This window comes from Nostoc sp. DedSLP04, from assembly GCF_034530775.1.
In the GTDB taxonomy this organism is placed as follows: Bacteria; Cyanobacteriota; Cyanobacteriia; order Cyanobacteriales; family Nostocaceae; genus Nostoc.
In genome coordinates, this window is record NZ_JAVRCL010000034.1 from 70,188 (window position 1) to 90,370 (window position 20,183).

At 39.4% G+C, this 20,183-nt stretch carries 14 protein-coding genes, 1 tRNA gene and 1 pseudogene; 12 read left to right on the forward strand and 4 right to left on the reverse strand.

Features of this window, described 5'->3' with window-relative positions; all coding sequences use genetic code 11:
* Window positions 1–1,139: 1,139 nt before the first annotated feature.
* Complete coding sequence (locus RMX89_RS19925; protein WP_322690153.1) at window positions 1,140–3,338, forward strand: Ig-like domain-containing protein; 2,199 nt, start codon at window positions 1,140–1,142, stop codon at window positions 3,336–3,338.
* Window positions 3,339–3,798: 460 nt separating this feature from the next.
* Here the strand turns inward: RMX89_RS19925 and RMX89_RS19930 are convergent.
* Window positions 3,799–3,870, reverse strand: a tRNA-Thr gene (locus RMX89_RS19930).
* Between the two features lie 383 nt (window positions 3,871–4,253).
* Between RMX89_RS19930 and argF the strand changes: the two genes are divergently transcribed.
* The 8 genes from argF (at window position 4,254) to RMX89_RS19970 (ending at window position 11,988) form a co-directional block, all read left to right on the forward strand.
* Window positions 4,254–5,174, forward strand: a complete 921-nt coding sequence (argF, locus tag RMX89_RS19935; protein WP_322690168.1) for an ornithine carbamoyltransferase — start codon at window positions 4,254–4,256, stop codon at window positions 5,172–5,174.
* A gap of 216 nt (window positions 5,175–5,390) precedes the next feature.
* Window positions 5,391–5,996, forward strand: coding sequence for a transcriptional repressor LexA (gene lexA / locus RMX89_RS19940; protein ID WP_322690154.1), 606 nt, complete (start codon window positions 5,391–5,393; stop codon window positions 5,994–5,996).
* A gap of 96 nt (window positions 5,997–6,092) precedes the next feature.
* Window positions 6,093–7,568, forward strand: a complete 1,476-nt coding sequence (locus RMX89_RS19945) for a DNA phosphorothioation system restriction enzyme (RefSeq protein ID WP_322690155.1) — start codon at window positions 6,093–6,095, stop codon at window positions 7,566–7,568.
* 325 nt (window positions 7,569–7,893) lie between these two features.
* The gene (locus tag RMX89_RS19950) at window positions 7,894–8,067 is read left to right on the forward strand and encodes a hypothetical protein (RefSeq protein WP_322690156.1); all 174 of its coding nucleotides are present in this window, start codon (window positions 7,894–7,896) and stop codon (window positions 8,065–8,067) included.
* The gene (locus tag RMX89_RS19955; RefSeq protein ID WP_322690157.1) at window positions 8,064–10,136 is read left to right on the forward strand and encodes an AAA family ATPase; all 2,073 of its coding nucleotides are present in this window, start codon (window positions 8,064–8,066) and stop codon (window positions 10,134–10,136) included. Before RMX89_RS19950 ends, RMX89_RS19955 begins: the two co-directional genes overlap by 4 nt.
* A gap of 11 nt (window positions 10,137–10,147) precedes the next feature.
* Complete coding sequence (locus RMX89_RS19960) at window positions 10,148–10,717, forward strand: Uma2 family endonuclease (RefSeq protein ID WP_322690158.1); 570 nt, start codon at window positions 10,148–10,150, stop codon at window positions 10,715–10,717.
* A 35-nt stretch (window positions 10,718–10,752) separates the two neighbouring features.
* Complete coding sequence (locus RMX89_RS19965; RefSeq protein WP_322690159.1) at window positions 10,753–11,304, forward strand: Uma2 family endonuclease; 552 nt, start codon at window positions 10,753–10,755, stop codon at window positions 11,302–11,304.
* Window positions 11,305–11,514: 210 nt separating this feature from the next.
* Entirely contained in the window at window positions 11,515–11,988 is a 474-nt protein-coding gene (locus RMX89_RS19970; protein ID WP_322690160.1) for a DNA phosphorothioation-associated protein 4, read from the forward strand.
* A gap of 12 nt (window positions 11,989–12,000) precedes the next feature.
* Here the strand turns inward: RMX89_RS19970 and RMX89_RS19975 are convergent, their stop codons facing one another.
* Together RMX89_RS19975 and RMX89_RS19980 are read right to left on the reverse strand one after the other, a co-directional pair.
* Entirely contained in the window at window positions 12,001–13,206 is a 1,206-nt protein-coding gene (locus RMX89_RS19975; RefSeq protein ID WP_322690161.1) for a DNA sulfur modification protein DndB, read from the reverse strand.
* Window positions 13,207–13,310: 104 nt separating this feature from the next.
* Window positions 13,311–14,906 carry a DGQHR domain-containing protein gene (locus RMX89_RS19980; RefSeq protein ID WP_322690162.1) on the reverse strand — a complete coding sequence of 532 codons (1,596 nt, stop codon included), beginning with the start codon at window positions 14,904–14,906 and terminating at the stop codon, window positions 13,311–13,313.
* A gap of 283 nt (window positions 14,907–15,189) precedes the next feature.
* Here RMX89_RS19980 and dndC point away from each other — a divergent pair, with 283 nt between their 5' ends.
* The 3 genes from dndC to dndD all read left to right on the forward strand — a co-directional run bounded on the left by dndC (window position 15,190) and on the right by dndD (window position 19,857).
* On the forward strand, window positions 15,190–16,809 hold the full coding sequence (dndC, locus tag RMX89_RS19985) for a DNA phosphorothioation system sulfurtransferase DndC (RefSeq protein ID WP_322690163.1): 1,620 nt from the start codon (window positions 15,190–15,192) through the stop codon (window positions 16,807–16,809).
* Window positions 16,810–16,895: 86 nt separating this feature from the next.
* Window positions 16,896–17,516: a Uma2 family endonuclease gene (locus RMX89_RS19990; RefSeq protein ID WP_322690164.1), complete on the forward strand. Its 621-nt coding sequence runs from the start codon at window positions 16,896–16,898 to the stop codon at window positions 17,514–17,516.
* 355 nt (window positions 17,517–17,871) lie between these two features.
* Window positions 17,872–19,857: a DNA sulfur modification protein DndD gene (gene dndD / locus RMX89_RS19995; protein WP_322690165.1), complete on the forward strand. Its 1,986-nt coding sequence runs from the start codon at window positions 17,872–17,874 to the stop codon at window positions 19,855–19,857.
* 28 nt (window positions 19,858–19,885) lie between these two features.
* On the opposite strand, the pseudogene RMX89_RS20000 reads toward dndD, so the two are convergent.
* Window positions 19,886–20,131: pseudogene (locus RMX89_RS20000) on the reverse strand (four helix bundle protein); the annotation flags it as partial.
* Between the last annotated feature and the right edge of the window lie 52 nt (window positions 20,132–20,183).

Here is a 20,183-nt window from a genome sequence, read left to right on the forward strand (position 1 = left end):
ATCATATTATTACAAAGGTAAGTATAAATATTGAAAAGTTTTTCCTGATTTACTGTCAAACTTATATCATGTTCGGCTGATTACTTAATAAAATATCTCCATGTTCGTGTTGGGTTTCATTATTGTTAAACACAACATAAATATGGATAAAATATTGGGTTTTGTTTTTCAAAGGCCACTTGCTTGGTTGTCGAGAAACCCCCAGATGTTCGCGGTAGCATCTTTAAGAGTTGCTGTGCTATTGGCGTATCCTTATAGGGAAGCAAGCTACGCCTAGCGTCTCCCTTTGGGAGAAGAGAAGGCTTTACGCTGCACTATTGCCCTTGCTGGTTCCCCAAACTATAGATATTACAAACATTCAACTAGCTTGATATTGCTTTTGTATTAACAGCACTGATAAAAATGAACTCTGCCAGCACCAATTCATATCGTATCCATTTAAAGACTTATTATTAAGACGGCAAGGGTTAGGGGGAAAAGAGTTTCCTGATTTTTGTACAGATGCGGGAATTATAACTAATTAGGCGGACATGATATTAAGGTTGGTTTACGGTAATAATTTTGAAGATTTATTGCTTTTTACGTAATCATGCTGTGCCAAGTTGAGGCATTAGAAAGTTCCCCTATAATTCTCTTAAAAACAAGTTCAGTATTGATGTATAAAAAGTATTTAATAAATACTTTTTATACATTCTGGAGAAATGAGTTCCCTAAGACTTGCGGTCATTACGTTCGTTTATAGCTAGTGAAGGATTGCCAAGAATAATCATTGCAGATACTTGGCCGAATGGCACGCTTGTTAACGGCAAACCCATTATATATAAGGCTTTTGGGTGTGGGGTGTGGCTGAGTGGCTGAGTGGGTACAGGTTTAAAGCCTCGCCCCACGCGCATGAAAAATTCTTATTTCGCAAGGCAGGTAAAAGCCCCACCCGGAGTGTCTGTCTTAATTTCCCTACACCCCACACCCAATACAACCTGCACCCTGTTCACTTTTCTTGATTTTTCCCTACACCCAACACCCTACCCCCAACACCCTGCCCAGACGAGCTTTCAGCTTTACAAGCGTGCCATTCGATACTTGGCCAATGTTAATGGACTACTCACTTATCAACTACGAACACAACGGCAAGGCATACTATGATTTACAAGATTAAACCCAAAATACTGGTATTAGCAATTGTTCAAGGGATTGCTTTTCAACCAAATAATGCTCCTGTACCATCTGGGTATATTAAAGATATCGGTCAAGCCTACAATGATACTAGAGGTTTTGGTTGGGTGCGTGAAGATAGCTTAGGCAATAGTACACCCACTCCCCTTGATATCCAACTCAATACACGCGATCGCAACCAAAGTGGCATCGATCGGCGACTAAATAGACTGATTCATCTGCAATATCCTCCTAGCAATGCGGGAACAGGAGTGACGATACCTGCTGCTTGGGAATATGCTCTATCTAATGGTTCGTACAATGTGACTGTTAGCGTCGGTGATGCTATTAATAGTGTAAATAGTAAGCACCAGATCAATATAGAAGGGACGGCTGCTATTTCTGGCTTTGTACCAACGGCAACCAAAAAGTTTGCTGCAATTACCCGGATTGTTAATGTTGCCGATGGCAAGCTCACAATTGATGCTAAAGGTGGTAGGAATACTAAACTCAATTATATTGCGATCGCACCAGGCAATCAGCCCTCGATCAGAACGACCAATCCCAATGATGGTCAGACAAATGTGCCGCCAGATATCTCGATTACAGCAGACCTAAATCTCCCTAACAGTGGGATTGCGGTTAATACTATTTCTGCCTCAACCATCAAGCTGATTGATAGCACTACTAATATACAAGTCAATGCCAATTACAACACTTCCGGTGGTGGAGATGTGATTGTAGTGTCTCCGATAAATCGTCTCAAGAACAATACCAAATATTTGTTACAAGTCACCGACGGGATTAAAGATAGTAATGGTGCTGCATTCTTACCCTATAGCATCAGTTTCACAACAGGCTCTTTTGTGAACCCAGTAAGCAATATTACTTTCGAGCAAATCTCACTAGCGAATGTACCTATCAAACCTTACACCACAGTATTGATTGGGCCTGACAATAAACTCTATGCTGCTACCTTATTGGGTGAGATTTTGCGTTTCCCGATTAATGCTGATGGCACTCTGGGTACGCCACAAACGATTTCCTCATTGCAGACTGCAAATGGTGGTAATCGAACGATCGTTGGTATGCACTTCGATCCCTCATCAACAAATGCTAGCAACCTAATTCTCTGGGTAACAAATAACTACTACTGGAATGCAACTGTTGAGGCGCCAGAGTGGAGTGGTAAGATTACTCGTTTAAGCGGTAATAATCTAGAGACAGTAAAAGACTATGTAGTTGATTTACCGCGATCGAGCCGGGATCATCTAACCAATAGCATTGAATTTAAGCCCAATGAGCCAAACGTGCTCTATGTGTTGCAGGGTAGTAATAGTAGTACCGGCGCACCAAACACTGCCTGGAGTAATCGTCCTGAGCAGTTGTTAACTGCTGCTGTATTACGAGTTGACCTGTCCAAAATTACCTCACCTCCTTTAAGCGTTAAGACGGAGGATGGAGGTACTTATAACCCCTTTAAAGCGGACGCGCCTGTAACTATCTTTGCTAGTGGTATACGTAATGCCTACGATCTGGTTTGGCACAGCAATGGTCAGTTGTATGTGCCAACGAATGGTTCGGCGGCTGGTGGCAATACGCCAAATACACCTATCCCCCTACCTCTTGCCTGCCACAACCGGATTGATAAGGCTACTAATGGGGCATATACTAGTCCATCTGTGCCTGCTCTTAGCAGTCTAGGCACACAGCGAGACTTTCTGTTTCGGGTTGTGAAAAATGGTTATTATGGTCATCCCAATCCGAAACGTTGTGAGTGGGTGTTGAATGGAGGAAATCCTACAGCTGGTACAGATCCAGTTCAGATAAGTGAATATCCCGTTGGTACTCTACCTGACCGGAATTGGAAAGGTATTGCCTTCGATTTTGGAGAGCATTTTTCACCTAATGGTATTATTGAATATCGTAGTCATGTTTTAGGTGGTCAGCTGCAAGGCAAACTGCTGGTGACACGCTTCAGTTCAGGGAAAGACATCATTGTGCTAACACCAGGTGGCGCAAAGTTGGATATTATAAATTCCCAAACGGGTATTAGTGGTTTCACTGGTTTTAATCCAAGTCCATTGGATTTGGTTGAGAATCCCACGAATGGAAATCTCTATGTGGCACAACTCAGTCAAGAGACGGGCATGGGCAAAATTACACTTCTGCGTCCACTTAATTAATATCAGTACCGAGCGATCGCAATCAATTCATGCTTGTAGCTGGGCTGACTTTTCACGACATCTGGAAAACCTCTCTCTAAATCTCTCTCCTAAAAGGAGAGAGACTTTGAATTTTCCTCCTTCCCTGGTCGGGAAGGGGGTTAGAGGGTTAGGTTTTTGGTGGACTTTTCCACATAACGTGAAAAGTCAGGTACTTAGAAAGGGTTTTTACTGAAACTGCAAGCATTTATGTTTGCATTTACTCTTTAACAAGCATCGATCTCATAAGTTAATTTTTGTACTTTTATAATTCATTCCAAATTACGGTTGCATTCTAGCGCGACCATAAACTTTTTATATGCATTTATCTAAATCAATGGTTACGAAGCATTCAGAATTTTATAACCCGCAACTTGGGTTAATTATGATATTGATACTTAATTCCAAACAATTCGGCGACACTAATTTGCGAATGTACTAAAGCCAGCAGCGGGATTTGAACTCGCGACCTTCCGATTACAAGTCGGATGCACTACCACTGTGCTATGCTGGCAAGTCTGACGATTACTCTTAAATTAGCAACCACGATTTATTATTGTACCATAATCCATTTATTTGTCTAGCTGTAAATTCTAAAAAATATCTGCTTCATCCTAAATTAAGTTAAAAGACCAGAAATTTTAGCAATATCGCTGCTTTTGTCGGTTTAAATGGTTGTTCTGGCGTTGCCATTGTGATGAACCAGAAACAATTAGGCATTCTGAATCACTGATAAAGTTGATAAATTAATATTTATAGCAAATTTATAGCAAAAGCTAACTCAAATCCTGGGCTGAACCCAAAAATACCTGGTCAGTTCTAAAACTATATTTTCTTGGCATGGCACGGCTGAATAAAGGAACAGAAATATATAATTATTTTTTAGAGATTACAAGCATGGCAGCATTGCTCGGACGAGATTTATTAAGTCTAGCGGACATCACTTCTACTGAACTTCAAGAACTCTTGCAATTGGCAACTCAACTTAAATCACAACAGTTGAAGTTGCAGTGTAATAAAGTTTTGGGGTTGTTGTTCTCCAAAGCTTCAACTCGCACACGGGTAAGTTTTACTGTGGCGATGTATCAACTTGGTGGGCAGGTAATCGATCTCAATCCTAATGTCACTCAAGTTAGTCGCGGGGAACCTTTGCAGGATACGGCGCGGGTGTTAGATCGATATCTGGATATTTTGGCAATTCGTACTTTTGCACACCAAGATTTAGAAACTTTTGCTCACTATGCCAAGATTCCGGTGATTAATGCGCTTACTGATACAGAACATCCTTGTCAGGTATTAGCGGATTTATTGACAATTCAGGAAACCTTTAATACCCTTGCTGGGTTAACTTTGACCTACGTGGGCGATGGGAATAATATGGCTAATTCTCTGATGTTGGGCTGTGCTTTGGTGGGGATGAATGTCAGAATTGCCACTCCTAGCGGATACGAGCCAGATTCTCAGATTGTAGAACAAGCAAGAGCGATCGCTAATAACAAAACGGAAGTCCTCGTCACTCACGATCCAGAATTAGCAGCTAAGGGTTCTGCTGTACTTTACACTGATGTTTGGGCGAGTATGGGGCAAGAAGCCGAAGCAGACAATCGGATGCCAATTTTTCAACCTTACCAAATTTCAGAGCAGCTATTAAGCCTTGCTGACCCAGAGGCAATTGTTTTACACTGCTTACCAGCCCATCGTGGTGAAGAAATTACCGAAGCTGTTATTGAAGGTTCTCAATCACGAGTTTGGGAACAGGCAGAAAATCGCCTGCACGCTCAAAAGGCTTTGCTTGCTAGTATTTTAGGGGCAAAATGAAAGGAGTTAAGAGTTAGGAGTTAAGAGTTAGGAGTCAAAATAGTGAGTGTGCAATTGGCTCCTAACTACTTGCTGGTAAAAAATCCAAAATAAATGGGTAAGAGAAAAGAGAATATTTTTACTTTTGCCTTTCATATTTTTACTTTTCTCTTGTTATGGGGAGTTTTTTGTAGTACTAATGTTCTAGAGACATTTATAATTACTTCTCGGAAATTTATGGAACGTCTAACAGAAGCTCAACAAGAACTTTACGAATGGTTAGCAGAATACATCAAAACGCACCAGCATTCGCCTTCTATTCGGCAAATGATGCAAGCGATGAACTTAAAGTCACCAGCACCAATTCAAAGTCGTTTAGAGCATTTACGCACTAAAGGATATATAGAATGGACTGAAGGACAAGCGCGAACGATTCGGATTTTGCATCCTGTGAAGCAAGGTGTACCAATTTTGGGCACGATCGCTGCTGGTGGTTTAATAGAACCGTTTACTGATGCTGTAGATCATTTAGACTTTTCTAATTTCGATTTACCTCCCCAAACCTACGCTTTGCGGGTAGCTGGCGATAGCATGATTGAAGATTTAATTACTGATGGCGATGTGGTATTTCTGCGTCCAGTAGCAGAACCAAATCATTTAAAAAATGGTACTATCGTTGCCGCCAGAGTTGATGGATTTGGTACGACATTAAAACGTTTTTATCGCCAAGGCGATCGCGTTACCCTCAAACCAGCAAATCCTAAGTACAATCCCATTGAAGTCATGGCTCAACAAGTGCAGGTGCAAGGTTCTCTCATTGGTGTTTGGCGCGGTTACAACTGAGTAATGGGGACTGGGGACTGGGAAAGATAAATACTAATGTCCAATGTCCAATGCCCATTAATTAGGGTTCGTTACCATCTTTGTGCTTAACATTTTATGTACCTGACGAAAAATTCAGTGCAGCAACTGCCCACTTTCCGATTGAAATTACCATTTACAAGGGAAAGTAAGGGCAGTTATTACACGCAACCATTACCAGGATGCCCAAGAATGCCTGTGTCTCTGCAATTGCGGCAATATCAGCGTCAAGCGATCGCTAGCTGGTTTACCAACAATGGCAGAGGGACGCTGAAAATGGCTACTGGTAGTGGTAAAACTATTACCGCACTAGCGATCGCCTGTGAACTCTACCAACAGATTAATTTACAAGTTCTGGTGGTGGTGTGTCCCTATCGCCATCTCGTTACCCAATGGGCGCGAGAGTGTGAAAAATTTAATTTGCAACCCATTTTAGCTTTTGAGAATTTACGCACTTGGCAAAGTCAACTTTCTACCCAAATTTATAATCTGCGTTCTGGTTCTCAACGATTTGTCACGGTGATTACTACGAACTCCACTTTAATTGGAGATGGATTTCAGTCTCAACTTAAATATTTTCCTGCCAAAACTTTAATTATTGGTGATGAGGCGCATAATCTAGGCGCACCCAAGTTAGAAGAAAGTTTGCCGCGCAGTGTGGGGTTGAGGCTGGCTTTATCTGCCACACCGGAGAGATATTTTGATGATTTTGGGACGCAATCTTTATTTGATTATTTTGGCCCAGTTCTGCAACCGGAGTTTACTTTGAGGGATGCGATCGCTCAAGGGGCTTTGGTACATTATCTGTATTATCCGGTGTTGGTGGAGTTAACTGAGGCAGAAAGCATTGCCTATTTAAAGTTAACTAAAAGAATTGGGCGATCGCTTCTTTATCGAGATCGAGAAAATGGCGAAGCGGGATTTGAAGATAATGAAGATTTAAAACCGTTGTTGATGCAAAGGGCAAGATTAATTGGTGCGGCGGAAAACAAATTAAATGCTTTGCGCGATTTAATGATTACTCGCCGCGAAACGACTCACACACTTTTTTATTGTAGTGATGGTTCCCAAGATGCGGGACAACGTTCATCGCTACGTCAACTTAAAGCTGTTGCTAAAATTCTGGGTGTGGATTTAGGCTACAAGGTAAGTACCTATACAGCTCAAACAACTTTACAAGAAAGGGAAATTTTACGGCATCAATTTGAAAGTGGAGAGTTGCAAGGTTTAGTCGCAATTCGTTGTTTAGATGAAGGTGTCGATATTCCGGCAATTCAAACTGCGGTGATTTTATCAAGTTCTGGTAATCCCCGCCAATTTATTCAGCGACGGGGGCGAGTTTTACGTCCTCATCCTGGTAAAGAACGCGCGACAATATTCGACATGATTGTTTTGCCACCAGATTTAGATAGAGAAACTATAGAAGTTGAACGTAATTTATTGAAAAAGGAATTGCGTCGCTTTGTGGAGTTTGCTGATTTAGCTGATAACGCAGGGGAAGCAAGAATGAAGTTACTTGATTTACAAAAGCGATATGGTTTGTTAGATATTTGATGATGAACTATATAGTTATATTATTTTGTAAAATTTTTTGAGTTTTGAAAAAACAAGCATTAAGTATGAAATAATAAAATTATGAATTAGATAATAATGGGATGCAAGTAGCTTTAAAAATTTTACTTACATCCATTATCATCTAAATTGTTATTATTAACAATAACAGAAAACAATTGAATAATAAAGTCTTTTTTCAAAGAAAAGTATAAATTTAAAAAATAGTTTTTCCAAAATTAAAGATAACGCTAACAGTGGCTTTACGGAGGTAAATGCAGGACTAGAGAAAGTTAAAATATAGAAAAACTATATTTCCAAACCGAAGATGTCACAAGGTGCGAATATCGATGATGTGCAGGAGCCAATAACCAGTGCTCCGCCGGAAGTACGGCAAATTATTGAGCGGGTATGGAAGCTGGAAAAAGGCAGACTAGATAAAAAGATTAACAGCCATATAAATGATAATATTTTAGACATTATTAAGGAAGAGGTGCGATGAAGCTGACTTCAATCAAGCTCTGCAACTTTCGCTCCTTTTATGGTACGACACCAGAGATGCTTCTGGCTGGTGGAGATATTCAAAACACAACTATTATTCATGGTAATAATGGTTCTGGAAAAACTAGTTTACTGAATGCCTTTACTTGGGTATTATATGAGAAATTTAGTGCAGCATTTGCATCGATAGAACAGTTAGTTAATAAACGTGCGATCGCAGAGGCTCAAAAAGGTCAAGTTGTAGAATGTTGGGTAGAGATTGGCTGGGAACATGAAGGTAAACGCTATCGTGTGAAACGCGCCTGTCGGGGTTATAAAAACGAAGGTGATTTTGACGCTGGCAAAACTCAATTAACCATGTGGGTTGGTGCAGATGATGGCAAATGGAATATACCAACTCAGCAACCAGACGATATAATTAATCAAATTTTACCCGCTACTTTACATCAATATTTTTTCTTTGACGGCGAACGAATTGAAGAAATAGTTCGTTCTGACAAAAAAGCTGAAATTGCTGAAGCTACAAAAATTTTCTTGGGTGTAGAAGTAATCAACCGTTCCATCAGACATTTAGGAGATGCTAAAAAAACTCTAGAAAATGAGTTAAAAGCGATTGGTGATTCTGAAATTAAACAATTGTTACGACAGCAAGAAAAGATAGAACGAGAGCGTGAACGCATTACCAAGCAACAAACTGAAATTAAAGAAGAGCTGGAATATCAACAAACTTTTAAAAAAGAGACAAGTAACCGCTTACGAGAACTGAGTGCTGCTAAGGAATTGCAAGAAAGATGGCAGGATTTAGAATCGCAAAAAGCGGCAAATCAAGAAGAATATAAAAAAACCAAGGAAGCCCTAAAAAAAGTTATTTCCGCACGGGGTTATACCGTTTTGCTCTCAGAAACTACATCCCAGTTCCGAGGAATTATCAATGATTTGAAGCAGCGAGGCGAGTTAACATCAGGAATTTCGCGGGAATTTGTAAATGATTTACTCAATTCTCAACGCTGTATATGTGGTGCAGAATTACATGAGGGTAATCATTCTCATACTCATGTGAGTACGTGGTTAAATAAAGCAGGTTCTTCGGCGGTAGAAGAAACTGCAATTCGCATGAGCGCACAAGTAGATGAAATTGATAAGCAAGCTATAGGTTTTTGGGAAGAAGTTGATAGAGAACAAGCTAGGATTAATCAGTTAAGGCAAAGCATATCTCAAATTGAAGGCGACTTAGACAATATTCAAGAACGGTTGCGAAAAGATGCTAATGAAGAAATTAGCAGTTTACAAAAACGCTTAGATGAAATTGAAAGTAAAATTGATGAGTTAAATCGAGAACAGGGTGCAAATCAGCAGCAAATTGCTCAACTCACAACTGAGATTGAAGGTTTAAATAAACAAATTGCGAAACAAAAGCTGAATGAAGACAAGCAAACTCTAGCACAGCGACGGATTAATGCTACTCAAGATGCAATCGAACGCTTAACGGAAGTTAGAAATCGTCAAGAACAACAATTTCGCCTGCAACTAGAAAAGAGAGTACAAGAAATATTTACTGAGATTTCTGTGACTCCATACATTCCTAAAATTAGCGATAAATATGAACTGACATTAGTAGAAAATACTACAGGGATAGAAGCACCAGTTGCAGCATCCACGGGCGAGAATCAAATTCTCAGTTTATCCTTTATTGCCAGCATCATTGACAAAGTACGGGAATGGAGTGAGAAACGAAAAATGATGATGATTCCCGATAGTAGTACTTTCCCAATTGTGATGGATTCGCCGTTTGGTAGTTTGGATGAAAATTCGCGGCGACACATTGCGAAGACAATTCCCCAATTAGCGAATCAGTTGATAGTTTTAGTTACTAAGACTCAGTGGCGGGGTGAAGTGGAAGCAGAAATGACAGACAGAATTGGGAGAGAATATGTGCTTACGTATTATTCTTCTAAGCCAGATTGCGAACAAGATTATATTGAGTTGGGTGGGGAAAGATATCCTTTGGTGAAACAAAGTCCGAATGAGTTTGAGTATACTGAAATTATCGCGGTTGAACGTAATCTTTAAAGGATAAAGTTATGGTTGCGAGTCCAGATGGAAATTATATGTCTCCCCAAGAATACCTGGAATGGGAAGAACGCCAAGAAATCAAATATGAATATATTGATGGTGAAGTTTTCGCTATGACTGGGGGTACTCTTCCCCATAATGATATTGCTTTAAACTTAGCTTCAGCGTTAAAAAGTCAGCTGCGAGGAAGTGGGTGTCGTGTGAATATGGCGGATGGGAAAGTAGGTGTATCTGAGAAGGGGCCTTTTCATTATCCTGATGTTGTAGTTAGTTGTGATGAACGGGATAGACAAGCTATTCAATTTCTCCAATATCCTTGTTTAATTGTTGAAGTTCTGTCCCCAAGTACAGAAGCTTACGATAGAGGTACAAAATTTACGCGGTATCGTCGCATTCAGACTTTGCAAGAATACGTCCTTATCGATGCTGAAAAAATTGGTTTAGATTGCTTCCGGTTAAATGATAGAGGACTTTGGGAGTTACATCCTTATGAACAAGGGGATGAAGTTCATTTAACTAGCGTTGATTTTAACTTTCCTATTTCTTTGCTTTATGAAGACGTTCAGTTTCCTATTTAAATTAGGATTATCTTCGATTCATGATTAGGAGTTTTATGAGTATTAAAAATGAAGCTACTATTGAAGATTTGTACCATTTACCTGACAATTGTAAAGCAGAGATTGTCAATGGAAAATTGGTGCTGATGTCTCCAACTGGATTTTTACCAGGACGTGCAGGTGGTGAAATTTATGCAAGTTTACGGGATTATGAACGTCTGACAAAAAGCGGCTATGCTTTACCTGATAATGTCGGTTTTATTGTCAATCTCCCTCATCGTCGTTCTTTAAGTCCTGATGCCGCATTTTATACTGGCAAACCTACAGGTGGGAAGTTTCTTAATGGTGCGCCTGTGTTTGCTGCTGAGGTAAGAAGTGAAAATGATTATGGCGAGACAGCAGAGAAAGATATGGCTAGCAAACGCCGTGATTATTTTGCGGCTGGTACTTTGGTAGTTTGGGATATGGATGTACTTAAAGAGGAAGTTATTAGAGTATATCGTGCTGGTAATCCTGAAGAACCCCAAATTTATCGCCGTGGTGAGGTGATGGAAGCTGAACCTGCGTTACCAGGATGGAGTATGTTGGTGGATAATTTGTTTGTTTAGCGATCGCCCACATACTATCATCAAATCATACCTTGGCAATTGCGTAAACGTAGCGATCGCCCACATACTATTATAAAATAATACCTTAGCAAGTGCGTAAACGTAGCGATCGCCCACATACTATTATAAAATAATACCTTGGCAATTGGGTAAACGTAGCGATCGCTTTTCGCTGTCGGTTAAGATGGCAACAATGTAAATATTAATATTATGGCTGAAACTGGCAGAATCAGGGTTGCTAAAGATAAGGCTGAGTTGGTGAAAGGTTTAACATCTTCAGATGGTGGAACAGGGCCTTTTAATACTTTTGCTGATGTGATTGTATTTGCAGCAGCTTTGGGTGCAAAGCATAAAAAACGGGTGGCTTTGGGAGAGATTTCTAAAAGGGAACCATCGCCAATCAGGATAGAGTATTTTGCCTCAATGGGAAATGATATTTTAATAAAATTATTAGCAATTAATGAAACTAAAGATATAAAAACACTATCTATTAATGAAGAAGAATATGAAAGGCAACGTAATAATATCTTTGAAGAGTACGCTAATGGTGGATTGGAAATATTGCAAAATGAGTTGCGTGGGTCAGTAGATTACTCAGAGCGAATTTTATTATTTCTCAATTATGAGCGAACGAATATAGAGCAACAAGACGAGGAATTTGATCTTACCAAATTCCTCTCTTGAATCAGGGCATCTTCAATAAGAAGGGTTTTCCATCCATCCTAGTTTATCTTTAAGCGCCTTGACTGCGCCACTTACTGCGTTGGCATTAGTGTATAGTTTATAACGCTTATCTGGATTTTTAGGATTAGGATCTATCCTAATTAAATTATTTTCCCAAATTGGATTACTTCTTGTCCAATCTATCTGTGCAAGTTGGGAAACTTTTGCATCATCAAAATAATTGCTGTCTTTGTTGTAAGTGAAGTATAGCAATCGACCTAAAACTTCCAGACCAGCGCTCACTCCCAGTATACATTCATCTTTAAATTTTCTTAGTTCAGCAATAGTCAAATCAGCTACCTTTGTCTCAGAAATATATCTTGTATTACTGCATTCAAAGAAAAACTTATTGAGACAACTAGCTAGAGCATTAGATGAACTCTCCACATCATAGTCTTGAAGTTCAGAATCAGGATTCTTTGTAAAAGCACAACTCACAGCCCTTGTTATGTAATTATTTGTGTAAATAAATTTCTTTTGAATGCGTGGAGAATCTTGAATTTTATCTGTTTTATCATAAAAAATCTTAACTTGTTTTACTAACTTTTTAGTAATACCAACACGACCTTCAACTTCACCAAATGATAATAGCAATGCTTTACCTAGCGGTTTAGTTTGAGCCATATCTCCAAAATCTTTTCTACACTGGTCAATATCGTCTTCTAAAACCAGCGTAATGGGAAAATCATTATCACTAATTAAAGAACTTTCCTCACTTTCAATTAACTTTTGAATAGCAGTCTTACGATGTTGTCCATCTGTAATCTCTAATTTAACATCACGAGGAATTACAACTATACAAATACCTCTGCCCAATTCGAGAATTGTTATTTTATCTGCGGGTACATTTGCTGTTAGCGTCCCCAAAATCCAGGGTTTTCCTTTTCGGGCTTGTTCGATAATATAATTTTTGATCTCCTCAGCATGACCAGGGACTTCTGGGCGTTGTTTACCTAATTCAGGATCATCGTCCTTAGCAGGTTTTGCTACTAAAAGTGCTGGAAAGTCCTTAGCTGGTATATTAATTTGTAGCATTTTCCGCTTTCCCTGGCGAAAAATCAGCCCTGGATAGCAGGAATCTCGATAATGGTCTTCAAAGAATGGCGCAACCAAGTTACTAAACTTAGCTTTTATCTCTGGCGAAACACTATTATTGCTATCCTGGTTTATTTGAGCCATATAAATATTTATACCAATTAGTAGATGTTAGCAAACATGATATGCAACCCTTATGGGCTGTAGCATCGGTAAAAACCACACTGAAAAATTCATACTTAACTTGGCTAGATCAGGATATGTGGAAGCCCTACTGCTTTCGGTTCAGCAAACTGGCCATCAAAACTTATAGTTTTATCTTCTACAGTCCTAGCATCCGCTAAAGCCTTACGAAGTTCAGCACGTTCCATCTGTTCCTGAATTCCACCCAAGATGTAAACCAATAACTTCGCCGCTAAATCTCGTCCAGCAACCTGCACCCGCTTTTTATTTGGGTCATACAAAACCCCATACCAGAGAGATTGGGGATATTCCATACCACTAAAACCACCTTGCTGGTCAAACTTCCGCAACTTCTTAAAAATATCTACCAGGGAAAAACCTTTTTTAAAAACCAAAATACCCAAAGCTTGCGCTAATGCAACTTGAGCAACCGGACGAAAAAGCATGTTTCCTTCACCTCCATCCTTCTCAAAGCTGAACCGCCGTAAAGCTGGTGTATCCTCGTGTTCTAAAATCTTATAACTGGGAAGACTAGCCAAATTATCAAATAACTTGCTAAATTCCTCAATTCCCTGCTCAAGTTCTTCATCCTCTGGACGCATGGGAATTAGACCTTTCTCGAAGGGTTTCCAGTGGGGGAACTTTTGACCTAAATATCGCTCAGACATATCTTGCAGAGCTTGCAAAGTGGTTAAAACTGTAGAATTGGAAGCCACTGTTGCACTATTCCAATTGACGCGGGGATTGCGCTCTTGTCGTTGTTCTAATAATGGATGTGTAACTGCAATTTTTCTAGCAACGATCGCAAAACCATCATCCTCATTCAACTGTGTTAGTTGCCCTTTAGTCAACGGTGCAGCCATCAGGTTGACATGAACAAAAATCGATCTCACTCTCCGCCTCGCCTGGGTGCGAGTTTCCCCAGCCGCTACCGCACAGATGAACTCAATACCAATTTTTTCCTTGGGTAAATTTTGCAAGTAAGCAAGGTCTACTTGGTACTTTTCTATCAAATCATTGACTGTAATAAAACTGTCATCAGCACCTTTATCTTTTTTATAGCGCTGGAGTTTACGAGTTTTGATTAACTCCATCAACCCCTGAACCCCCATTAATCGGTGTTGTCCATCTAGCGCATAAATGGTTACATCATCCTCAGAAATATTTAGCAGACCTACCTTACCGTCTTTATCTAAGGGTATAAAATCAGTCGTAGACTTTGTGGCGCGTCCTTCCCTATCCCATTCAGCAGCTTTGGGATTATCCACCCACGCTTGATTTATCACCACCAGCACTGGCGGAAACTTATGATTGTCTCTAGCCGCTAAATACTGGACTAGCGGTGCTTGACGTGACCAATCAAGCGGACGTTGCTGAATTTCATCAATACTATCTGCGTCAATTTCGACATTATCAGTCTCAGGATTGTACTTTTTCTGAAACAGAGGTAAGCCAGAGGCGAAGTGAACCCGACCTGCGAACCATTCCAGTGTAACAGAGCTAACATAAGCCTCAGTACCACCCATCTCGGTTTTTTGAACGAGAATCTGATCTTTTCTCCCTAAAAATTTCTCTAGGAGTAAAGCTAGTACTTGTTTTTCCTTATTTTCCCGTTCCAGGTACTCTCTAGCAATATCAGCAGTTGGGTCAGAGTCTTTCATATTAATTTTTAAAAACTAGATAATATAAAGCAGTCTACATTGTCTAAAGTATTAAATATGAATATTTATTTTTTAAAAATTATTAAAAAATGCTATTCTTGAAAGCTAATCGTTAAACAACTAGTAACTGCAACTTTCAGTTACTGCGGTTATATATAATACAGGTAAAATCTCAAAAAAGTCCGCCTACGCGGACTTTGTTTGTGTGCCAGTAAATTTTGGTCTGAAGGGCGTTTAGTTGGTCGTTTATATAAAAAATGCTTGTTTAGATAGGAGGAGAGCAATGGCTACAGCACAACAACCAGAGAATAAAGGTCACGAAACGCGTACTGTAGCAGATTTAGTGGAAGATATCCAAGCTCTCACCACTGAAATTCAAGAATTATATTGTTTAGATCAGATACCTTGGGTTATTGGTTACTCAGGGGGTAAAGATAGTTCTTGTGTACTACAATTGGTTTGGAATGCGATCGCAGCACTTACACCCGAAAAGCGAACTAAAACAATATACGTTATCACTACAGACACACTGGTAGAAAATCCTATCGTTGCAGCTTGGGTACGCAATTCTTTAAAACAGATGAAATCTGAAGCCCAAGCGCAAGGATTACCATTTGAACCCCATTTGCTACAGCCAGATTTTAAAGAGACATTTTGGGTAGGTTTGATTGGTAAAGGTTATCCAGCACCGCGAGGAAAATTTCGTTGGTGTACAGAACGCCTCAAAATTAATCCCTCTAACCGCTTTATTCGTGATGTGATTCGAGCGAGTGGAGAAGCGATCGTTGTGTTGGGGACTCGCAAAGCTGAAAGTACAAAACGTGCTAGCCGAATGAGAAAATTGGAAGCCCAACGGGTACGCGATCGGCTCAGTCCTAATATGAACTTGCCAAATTCTTTAGTTTATAGTCCTATTGAAGACTGGCAAAATGATGAAGTCTGGATTTATCTTATGCAGTGGGAAAACCCTTGGAGATACAGCAATAAAGATTTATTTACTATGTATCGAGGTGCTTCTGCCGATAATGAATGTCCTTTAGTTGTTGATACATCTACCCCTAGTTGTGGTAGCTCTCGTTTTGGTTGCTGGGTTTGCACGCTGGTTAGTCAAGATAAATCGCTGGCGGCGATGATTCAAAATGACGAAGAGAAAGAGTGGATGCAACCTTTACTTGATTTTCGTAAAGAATTGGATGCTGAAGAAACCCGTGATAAAAGGGATTTCCGACGTAGAAATGGTGGTGTCCAACTTTATGAACGTAACTTAGAAGATGGGACATCTATTGAACCTATTCCTGGCCCATTTATTAAAGAAGCGCGGGAGGATTGGCTAAGAAAGTTGCTTACAGTTGAAAAACAAATTCGTCAAACAGCGCCAGAAAATATGCGCGATATTACCCTAATTACTCTAGAAGAAATGAGCGAAATTCGCCGCATTTGGCTAGAAGAAAGACACGAATTTGATGACAGCTTACCCCGGATTTATCAAGAAGTGACAGGCGAAGAATTTCAAGACCCCCGTCCTGGTGCTGACTATAGCTTACTAGGTCGTGATGAATGGATAGTATTAGAAGAAATCTGTGAAGGTGACGCGATGCACTTGGAACTCATGGCGAAATTATTAGACACAGAACGCCAATATCATAAAAAAACTCGTCGCGTGGGAATATACGAAACGCTAGAAAAATGTTTTAATACGAGTTCCCGTTCTCCAGAAGATGCGATTAAAAATGCTCGTTTGAAACGCGAATTAAGCGAAGCAGTTAGTCAAGGTGACGTTGCAAAAGTCAAGCAGATGACTTTAGGCGATGTTCCAGCAATCAATGAAGTAGATGAAGGTAAAAGTGAAAGTGATGAAGAGGTAACTTGGGCAAGTATGAAATTTAAAAAGGAAAATTCATAAGAATAGAATAATAAAAGACGAGAGTCAAGCAAACTACTTAAAGAACGTTTAAAAAAGTTTGCTTATCTTAAAACAAGCGAGGTTCTATGATTCAAGCTATACACAAATTAGTAACTTTTGAAGATTTTGCAGCTTGGCGGCCTGAAGGTGGAAGATACGAATTACATGATGGCGTGATTGTTGAAATGGCTCAACCAGTAGGAGATCATGAGGATGTTGTAGGTTTTTTAGCGCTAAATATATCTATCGAAATTGGGCGACAAAAACTTCCTTACTTCATTCCAAAAACTGTATTAGTCAAGCCATTTGAAGGTGAATCAGCTTATTCACCAGATATTTTAATAATCAATCGACCAAATTTAGTGAATGAGCCTTTCTGGAAAAAAGAATCAACTGTATCTCAAGCTACATCTATTCCCTTAGTTATTGAAGTTGTTAGTACTAATTGGCGAGATGATTACTATAAAAAATTAGCTGATTATGAAGCTATAGGTATTCCCGAATATTGGATTATAGATTACGCGGCTATAGGTGCTAGGAAGTTTATTGGTAATCCTAAACTGCCTACTATATCCATTTATGAATTAATTGATGGTGAGTACCAAGTTACTCAATTTAGAGGCGATACCCATATTGTCTCCCCTACTTTCCCAGAATTGAATTTAACCGCCGAACAGATTTTTCAAGCTGGAGGTGTGCAAATCTAGCCACGCTTACCAACACCCAGACAGATGCGATCGCATTTCTTAAGAGTTAGTGATGGTATTATCTATATTTCATAGACAATATTTTTTCTCAATGCATCAGACAAAACCATCTAATTAATTTTATCTGATTCCTTTGATCGCAAAGTTTCTGCTTCTGCGATCGCCGTCGAACTCATGTTAATCTTAGGATGTTTTAAAAGTCGTGATTGATTTATCAAATATTTTACCCCACCCTAACCCTCCCCTTATAAAGGGGAGGGAACTTGATTTTCTTGTTTCCCCCCAATATATCGGGGGGATTAAGGGGGGTAAAAAATCACACCATATAACTTTTCAAACACACTCTTAAAAATCAATGATATTTCTTGAACTCGTATTACAAAACTTTGGCCCCTATAGTGGAAAACAAGTAATCAACCTTAACCCAAAAATTGATGAGGAAACCTCACACCCAATTATCTTATTAGGTGGGATGAATGGCGGCGGAAAAACTACCCTTATGGATGCCATTCGTCTCGCTCTTTATGGCCCCCGCGCCCAATGTTCTACCCGTGGGAATTTAAGTTATAGCGATTTTCTCAATCAATGTGTCAACAACAAAATAGATCCAATTGCAGACACCCGGATTGAATTACTTTTTGAACATATTGAAAACGATAAACCAATAAAATACCGTGTTGTGCGTAGTTGGACAAAAAATCCTAAAGACGGGAAAGATACATTAGGTATTTTAGGTGACAGTGATACCTGGCCTGATGCTTTAGTTAATATCTGGGATGAATATATTGAAAATCTCCTGCCATTAGGGATTTCTAACTTATTTCTCTTTGATGGTGAACAAGTTAAAGAACTCGCAGAACAGGAAACACCACCACCAGTTGTAGTAGATGCAATTCGCGGACTTTTAGGTTTAGAATTAGCAGATCGTTTAGCAGTTGATTTAGATATCTTGGTTAACCGTAAACTTAAAGAAGTTGGTAATAGTAAGGATTTAGCAAACCTAGAGGAAATTGAAACTAGGTTAACCCAACAGCAAGAAGATTATCAGACAACAGAAGATAAATTAGAAACTCTCAAAAATCAGGTAGAAGAGTTAGAACAAAAGCAGCAAGAAGCCTTTGATAAATTCATTTCTGAAGGTGGGAAGATTGCAGCAGAACGCAATCAATTAGAGCTACAACAGGATACAAAAACTGCGGAAATTGAACAAGTACGTCAGTCGATGTGTGAATTGGCGGCTGATGTTTTACCTCTGGCATTAATTCCCAATTTGCTTAATCAGGTGCAAGCACAGGGAGAAAAGGAATTTCGCCATCAACAGGTAGAAATTTCTAAAGATTTGTTAATTGAGCGAGATCAGCGCTTACTCGCTTGGCTAAATCAAGGGGAAATTTCTCCGATTCAAGTTGAAAAAATTCAATCTTTTCTAGTCCAAGATGTAGATAATTTATATGCCAAGACTATCCAAATAGAAGCACCTTGGCTATTAGCTGATAATGAAAGCTTAAGTCAGTTAGATAATCTCATATATCACTTACAAAATTCTAAACTTTCTGCAAAAGAGAAATTAGGTATTCTCAAAAATAAAGAAGAAGAAATTCATACTCTAGAAAGACAAGTGCAAACAGCAGCAGCACCAGAAGATTATACAAAGCTGCGTCAAGCACTAGAAACGGCACAAAATCAAGTTGTTGAAGCTAAAGCAAATTACGAAACAATCCGCCGCCGTTTAGCTGAGTTAGAAACTATTATAGCCAAATCCAAGAAAGAATTAAGTGATTATACTGTAGAAAATATTAAACATAAAAATAGCGAACATATTATTACCTCAGCAGCAAAAGTTCAAAACACACTCAAGATTTTTCGGGAAAAATTAACTCTGCGAAAACTCAATAAATTAGAGGAGGAAGTTAAAAACTGCTTCCTTTATCTCCTGCATAAATCAGATTTAGTGCATCGGATTACCATTGATACTAAGACTTTCAGCCTTTTGCTTTACGATTTAAATGGTAAACCTGTCCCTAAACATCGCCTCTCTGCTGGTGAAAAACAATTACTAGCGATCGCATTCCTCTGGGGTTTAGCCAAAGTCTCTGGACACCGCCTCCCAGTAGCAATCGATACGCCACTAGGTAGGCTAGACTCCTCACACCGCAGCAACTTAGTTGAACGTTACTTTCCATCTGCTAGCCATCAAGTAATTTTGCTATCTACGGATACTGAGATTGGCAAGAAAGAAGTAGAAACACTGCGAGAAAACGAAGCGATCGCCCGCGAATATCTCCTCAAATACGACTCGTCCACCCGCCAAACAACTATTCAACCAGGCTACTTTTGGTAATTCGTAATTCGTAATTCGTAATTCGTAATTATTTACCTTTGAGTCGTTTGGTGGAAGCAACTAGAATTTTGCCAATTTCATTTGCCTCTTGGAGAAGTAGTTGAAATTTTTGTCTATCCACTAGTTCGGATTCAATTAATATTTCCAACCAGTATTGTGTTTCTCTTGCTTCTTTCAAAGCAATTTCTAATTTATTGATAAAATCTCTATTAGATTGGGCAGACTGTGCTTCTCGAACATTTGCACCAATGGAAGTACCGGAACGAAGTAACTGACTTTTCCCGTTAAGTCTTGAAAAGCTTGCTCACAAAGGATTTAGGAAACAG

Bases quoted from the DNA above. Each gene is read 5' to 3' on its own strand.
- RMX89_RS19925 (WP_322690153.1), top strand. From the start codon at position 1,140: ATGATTTACAAGATTAAACCCAAAATACTGGTATTAGCAATTGTTCAA.
- argF (WP_322690168.1), top strand. From the start codon at position 4,254: ATGGCAGCATTGCTCGGACGAGATTTATTAAGTCTAGCGGACATCACT.
- lexA (WP_322690154.1), top strand. From the start codon at position 5,391: ATGGAACGTCTAACAGAAGCTCAACAAGAACTTTACGAATGGTTAGCA.
- RMX89_RS19945 (WP_322690155.1), top strand. From the start codon at position 6,093: ATGTACCTGACGAAAAATTCAGTGCAGCAACTGCCCACTTTCCGATTG.
- RMX89_RS19950 (WP_322690156.1), top strand. From the start codon at position 7,894: ATGTCACAAGGTGCGAATATCGATGATGTGCAGGAGCCAATAACCAGT.
- RMX89_RS19955 (WP_322690157.1), top strand. From the start codon at position 8,064: ATGAAGCTGACTTCAATCAAGCTCTGCAACTTTCGCTCCTTTTATGGT.
- RMX89_RS19960 (WP_322690158.1), top strand. From the start codon at position 10,148: ATGGTTGCGAGTCCAGATGGAAATTATATGTCTCCCCAAGAATACCTG.
- RMX89_RS19965 (WP_322690159.1), top strand. From the start codon at position 10,753: ATGAGTATTAAAAATGAAGCTACTATTGAAGATTTGTACCATTTACCT.
- RMX89_RS19970 (WP_322690160.1), top strand. From the start codon at position 11,515: ATGGCTGAAACTGGCAGAATCAGGGTTGCTAAAGATAAGGCTGAGTTG.
- RMX89_RS19975 (WP_322690161.1), bottom strand. From the start codon at position 13,206: ATGGCTCAAATAAACCAGGATAGCAATAATAGTGTTTCGCCAGAGATA.
- RMX89_RS19980 (WP_322690162.1), bottom strand. From the start codon at position 14,906: ATGAAAGACTCTGACCCAACTGCTGATATTGCTAGAGAGTACCTGGAA.
- dndC (WP_322690163.1), top strand. From the start codon at position 15,190: ATGGCTACAGCACAACAACCAGAGAATAAAGGTCACGAAACGCGTACT.
- RMX89_RS19990 (WP_322690164.1), top strand. From the start codon at position 16,896: ATGATTCAAGCTATACACAAATTAGTAACTTTTGAAGATTTTGCAGCT.
- dndD (WP_322690165.1), top strand. From the start codon at position 17,872: ATGATATTTCTTGAACTCGTATTACAAAACTTTGGCCCCTATAGTGGA.